At 62.2% G+C, this 5,282-nt stretch carries 7 protein-coding genes; 1 reads left to right on the top strand and 6 read right to left on the bottom strand.

Going from position 1 to position 5,282, the window contains the following annotated elements:
• From ABSG20_RS29120 to ABSG20_RS29140, 5 genes are all read right to left on the bottom strand, one after another.
• The coding region (locus ABSG20_RS29120; RefSeq protein ID WP_423867917.1) for a helix-turn-helix domain-containing protein at positions 1 to 315 on the bottom strand (315 nt) is incomplete at its 3' end.
• A gap of 103 nt (positions 316 to 418) precedes the next feature.
• A complete protein-coding gene (locus ABSG20_RS29125) occupies positions 419 to 736 on the bottom strand; it encodes a hypothetical protein (protein WP_423867918.1) in 318 nt (105 codons plus the stop codon).
• Positions 733 to 1,035: a hypothetical protein gene (locus ABSG20_RS29130; protein ID WP_423867919.1), complete on the bottom strand. Its 303-nt coding sequence runs from the start codon at positions 1,033 to 1,035 to the stop codon at positions 733 to 735. The genes ABSG20_RS29125 and ABSG20_RS29130 overlap by 4 nt, the downstream gene beginning before the upstream one ends.
• Positions 1,036 to 1,146: 111 nt before the next feature.
• Positions 1,147 to 1,875, bottom strand: a complete 729-nt coding sequence (locus ABSG20_RS29135) for an efflux RND transporter periplasmic adaptor subunit (RefSeq protein WP_423867920.1) — start codon at positions 1,873 to 1,875, stop codon at positions 1,147 to 1,149.
• A gap of 158 nt (positions 1,876 to 2,033) precedes the next feature.
• Positions 2,034 to 3,725: a TolC family protein gene (locus ABSG20_RS29140; protein ID WP_423867921.1), complete on the bottom strand. Its 1,692-nt coding sequence runs from the start codon at positions 3,723 to 3,725 to the stop codon at positions 2,034 to 2,036.
• A 376-nt stretch (positions 3,726 to 4,101) separates the two neighbouring features.
• Between ABSG20_RS29140 and ABSG20_RS29145 the strand changes: the two genes are divergently transcribed.
• Positions 4,102 to 4,416 (top strand): hypothetical protein, encoded by a 315-nt coding sequence (locus ABSG20_RS29145; protein WP_423867922.1) that lies wholly within the window; start codon positions 4,102 to 4,104, stop codon positions 4,414 to 4,416.
• Between the two features lie 36 nt (positions 4,417 to 4,452).
• On the opposite strand, the gene ABSG20_RS29150 is transcribed toward ABSG20_RS29145, so the two are convergent.
• The coding region (locus tag ABSG20_RS29150; RefSeq protein ID WP_423867923.1) for an efflux RND transporter periplasmic adaptor subunit at positions 4,453 to 5,282 on the bottom strand (830 nt) is incomplete at its 5' end.

The raw sequence follows: 5,282 nt of genomic DNA on the forward strand, positions 1-5,282 counted from the left end.
CGCCCGTTCCAGCGCCCGCGAGGAAGACAATCTTGGCTGCCGGATCGGCTTCACTTTTGGCTTTGCGATGTTCTCTCTCAGCCGCACGCCCCGGCCGCCGGTCGGACTGGCAACGCCGGGGTTGATGAGTTCGATTCCTGCGTTCTCGAGCGCGGCAACCAGCTTCATCAGAGAATCAACATTGCCGCGGACGACGCCGTCACTGGCTTCCATTCGTTGGATCGTCGGCACGGAAAGATCCGCCAGCTCGGCCGTTTGCCGCTGATCGATGTTCAGGAGCGCGCGAGCGGCCCTGAGTTGATTGGCGGTAATCATCCGACGTCACGGCTCCATTCCCCGCCTAACATATCTACACCGCATGAATTCGTGCTTCAAGCATCAATTTACCATCACCATATATCTACAGGCATTGCCCAAGCTAATCGCCATTCGCCTCGATGGGATCTTCCTGTTCGCAAACCCGCAGCGTGAGAACGCCACTTGCCTGCTGATCGATTTCAGCCGCTATCGTCTGGGAGGGCGCGGATTTGAGGAAATCCTGGAGAACCAATCGGGTTTCGTCGGACAGCCCGAAAATCCCGCGCATCAACTCAAAAAAGCCTGGCTCCTCTCCAATATACAACAACTCGAGAAGTTCGGCGGTGGTGTATCGCCCCAAGGCCGCGAGAAGCCTTTCAGTTTCATCACTTGCGCCAGTCTTGGCTGAACGATCAAAATGGTAGATGATCGCCGTCATATTTCCTCCGTTGCGGTGACCGTTGCGAACAGAGAGGTTGCCGGCGTCACCGCAATCTCAGCGTGATCGCAACAGTGCATGTTTCTTGCTGATACAACCATCTCGTAAATATCCGCCCGGACTTTGTTATATTTTATCCTGGATACGTTGGCTGCGCCTTGCAGGAATAGCGACAATTTGATGAAAATAAATGTTGGGAAAGCGACAGGGAATAGCGGCGATCGATCATCGACGGATGTCTGCGCGTGAACGAACTGGGCATCAATCAGGGTACGTCCGGAAATATCAGCCTGCGCCATGACAACGGCATGCCGGCGACGCCCCTCCAGCGTGGCGCTATGAGACGATGCAACCCGAACAGATCGACGCCGGTCAGGCAGACATCGAATACCCCCGGCGAACCAAAATCCTCACGGTGGCGTCATGGTGGCGCGACCGCTCATGCCTGCCATCAGGTCGGGCGCAGCCCCGATGATTTCCCCGATCACCTTGATCGATTGACTGACCGGATCGACGCGACCGCCGAGCCGGGTAACCCTCGCCGGATAGATCTTTTCGGTCTCATCGATTCGGACCTGAAAGGTGTAGCCTGGCTTCAGCCAGCTCAGCCAGCGCGACGGCGCGATAAACTCGACTTCGAGCGCGTGGTCATCGAGCACGTCGAGCAGCGCCTGACCCGGCGTGGTGTATTGGAATTCGCGCGCCTTCTGTTCGGCGGTGACGCCGGAAAATGGCGCCGCGATCGTACACTTCGACGCGGTCGCCTCCGCGGCATCGAGATCAGCCTTGTCCTTTTGCACCTCCGCGGCGGCGACCTCGAGTTCAAGCTGTCCCATCGACTTCAGCGCGACCAGGCGGCGGTCGATCTCGTAGGTCTTTTCAGCCTGGGTGGAGACCGCCTGGACGTGCGCCACCTGGGCGCGCGGCACGGCGCAGTCGAACTGGATCAGCACGTCGCCTTTGTGAAAGTGATCGCCGACACGGGTCGTGATCTGGTCGATGCGCCCGGCCATCTCGCTCGACAGCGTGGTGTAGTGAAGCGGCGCGAGCTGGGCGCGAATTTCCGGTGCCCCGCCATTTGCTGCAGGCGCGGCCGGCAGCGATTGCTGGGCCGCGGCGGCGCTGGCGCATAATGCCATTGCTAGAGCAATGACCAACGCTCGCGGCCTTCGACCGCAAGCAAGACGCAGTGCAGAGTGAGTCGCCGTCACGCGTCCTCCTTGGTTGCAAAAGCCTAGGTTGCAAAACATAAAGCCCAGCGGCGTCGGCATGAGATGCTCCGCGGCCAGTACTTGCGTCAATGCGGGTTGGAGGCGTCCGGTTTCGGCTGTGATCTTGGTCCACTGTTGTCCACGGCAATCGCGGCGGCGACCTCGGTAACGCCGAGCTTCGCCTGCTCGCCGGCGGGCGCCGAGGCGGCTATTGCGGGCCGTTCATCCGCGCGCGATGCAACCGCAGAGCCGGCAGCTTCGGCATTCGCCGCAGGCGTCAGCCGGTTGCGCTCGGCCATGGCGTGGCGGAGGGCTCGATCCAGTCCCTGGAAATCCAGGGTGTCGACGTCCTCCGGCAGCGGATCAATGCCCAAGGCGGCATAGAGGCGCCCAAGCGCTGCCTGGGTCTCCGCATAGGCCTGGTAGCGCTGCAGTTGCGATACTTCCGCGCTCACCTTCGCGGAAATTCGCTCGAGGTCGCCGCCGATGTCGGTCGCATTGCGGTTGCGGATCTGCTCGTAGAGCCGCTCATCAACCTCGGACACCTCCTGCGCCCGGCGGAACAGCTTGCTGGCGTCCAAAAATTGCTGATAGGCGATGTGCAGCTTGGCAAGGACGGCCATGCTCATGGCCTCGCGCTTGAGATCGGCGAGATGCTCGGCATTCCCCGCGCGCCGGTAGGTCACCGGAAAAGTCAGCAGGTTGGACAAATAGCCACCGAGGCGTACCGCGCTCGTCGCCCAATAGTGATTGACCAGGAAACTGTTGCTGTCGTAGCTCGGATCGTAGCTGAAGGTGATGCCCGGCAGCAGTCGCAACAATGCCTTGTGGGTTTCATCGACGCTGATGCGCTTCTGATAGCTGAGCTCGCGGATGTCCGGATTGAGCAGCAGCGCCGTCTCCTCCATCCGCGTGATCGGCAGCCGCACCGAACTGAGGCGCAGATCATGGGGTACGGCGAGACTGTAGGGCTGGCCCGGAGGGAGATTGATCAGCTGCGCCAACTCGATCTTGGAGACGGCGAGCACCGCCTGGGCGGATTCGAGCTGGTATATGAGCGTGAGCAGCGCTTTCTGGTAGCGCAACGAATCGACCGGCGAGTGCAATCCTTCCGTCTCCACCTTGCGGGCGTCCGGCAGCGCCGCCTCGGCGTCGTGGATCGAGTCGGCGATTTGACGGCTGAGGCGCTGGGCGCTGGCGGCGCGCCAGAATGCGCGGCGCACATCCTGTATCAACGACTGGATCACCTTGCGCCGCTCTTCCTGACCGATCAGGACGCGATTGGACTGCTGGCGGGCGCCAAAGTAGCTCACCCCGAAATCGAGGATGTTCCACGACAGCAGCAGGTCGGCCGCGCCGTCATTCTGATCGGTGGAGGTCGAGGGCACCAGAGACTGTTGGCCGGTGGCGACCGCCTGGCTCGAACTGGCATTGACATTGTTGCGCGAGGTATAGGCCGCGTTGATATAGGCCTTGGGCAGCAGGTCGTAGCGGCTCAGATCGAGATCGTCCTGGGACAGCGCCTCCTCGATCAGCTTGACCCGCCCATCGAGATTGTACTTCAGCGCCCGCGCGAAGGCCTCGTGCAGAGTGAGCGGATGGCGCAGCGGCTCCTCATTGCCGAACATCTCGGCCCGGTCGCCGTCTGCCTCAGCCAGGCGATCGGCGTCTGTCAGCGGATGGGGAACCAGCGTGCAACCGCCCAATGCGAGCAAGCCAAGCCCAAGCCAGGCCGCCGGCCACAGGGCGAATCGATCAGGTCTGTCGGTCCACGCCATCAAGAGCCACCACTGTCCACGCCGCCTCTCAGTGAAATACACTGGAGAATCAACGGTCGGGCAACGTTGTGCCGCCGCTTGTGCACCAAACTGTCGTTGCGATTTCCCCAGCCACCCCAGGACGGCTCTTCCAAGTTGAATCTTAGCAGGATGCCCAGAGAAGTATGTTGCAAATCGGCTACAGCGCACGGTAATCTTCGGTTGTGATACTGGCCCGCGCCTGCAGGCGCGCGAAGCGCGTATTATTGTTTTGCCTGGGAAAAGGCCGGGCTCCGCGCCCCCTTGTCGGCCCGGCCAGGGCCGCCAGCATTGCCCCAAGCGGGGAACGCCTGGTGGCCCAAATTGCTGCCGCCGGTTGCTTCGGTGCGAGGAAATCATGAAGATCTCCATCATTCGATCACGCCGGCCCAACGCACGCGTAATCTCGTGTCTTCTTGCCACGGCGGCGATCCTGTTCTTCAAGCCAGCCTTCGCGAAAGAGATCAAGCTCGCCCAGATGCGAGGCTATTCCGCTTCTGGAACCCACCAATGCGGGGGCGACAAAGCCCGCAGCTGCGTTGTCACAGGTTCAGGGTTTTCGAATTGCAATGACGCTTCGATCATTCTGCAGACACGGGATTGCTGTTCGACCACGCCGAGGGGCGGCACCTCGAGCGGCTTTACCCTGAATTATTGCATTCCCGACCGGTAGCCGTGGCACAGGACCGGGGCACGCCCGAATCCGCGCTCAGGGGCCGGCCTCTCGGACCACGATCGCGGAGAACGCGCGCCAGGTGCGCGCGGCGATGCTGACCGGCTCGCCGCGCATCGTTACCTCGCCACGCAGCACGCGCGTCGGCGTCAGCCATTCCGTCGATGGTGTCAGCGTCACCCGGTAGAGGGTGCGATCCGGGATCATCTCATCCCTCTCGTTCTTTTTCTGGGGTCTGACCGTGATCGGGCCGCCATAGACCGAGGCGAGATCGGGATCGGACAGGACGCGCGTACTCGCGCGCGCGATCTCGACGACACGCAGCGAGGCCTGGATGCGGCTGTCGGCCTCCGCGTAGAACACAGCCGCATCGCCGACGGCGATGCGCTCGAGGTCGGCCTCATCGACGTAGGCCTCGACTGTCATCGCAGCGGGATTGATCACCGAGGCGAGGCGCGACTTCGCCTTGACCCACATGCCCGGTGCCAGACCGTCGTCGACATCGACCACCTTGCCGGCGATCGGCGCGGTCACTTCGAGGCGGGCCTTCTCGTCGAGCAGGCCGCGATACTCGGCCAGCGAAGCCTCGTATTCCTGCTCGGTCACCTTGCTGTGCGCCAGGAGTTCGGGATCCAGCCCCCTGGAGCCCATCTCCCATTCGAGGATGTCGAGGTCGGCCCGGGTATGGGCGATCTTGTAGTCGATGTCGGGCGAGACCAGTTGGATCATCAGCGCGCCCTTGTCGACCGGCTGCCCGTCGCTGATCTTGATGGCGGCGACGCGGGCGCCGGATTCGGGCACGAACACGTCGACATGCTGCAGGCTTTTGAGCAGCGCCGGGGCCTCGATGCCGGAGCGCCAGGGCA

The organism is Bradyrhizobium sp. (assembly GCF_049512235.1).
GTDB lineage: Bacteria > Pseudomonadota > Alphaproteobacteria > Rhizobiales > Xanthobacteraceae > Bradyrhizobium.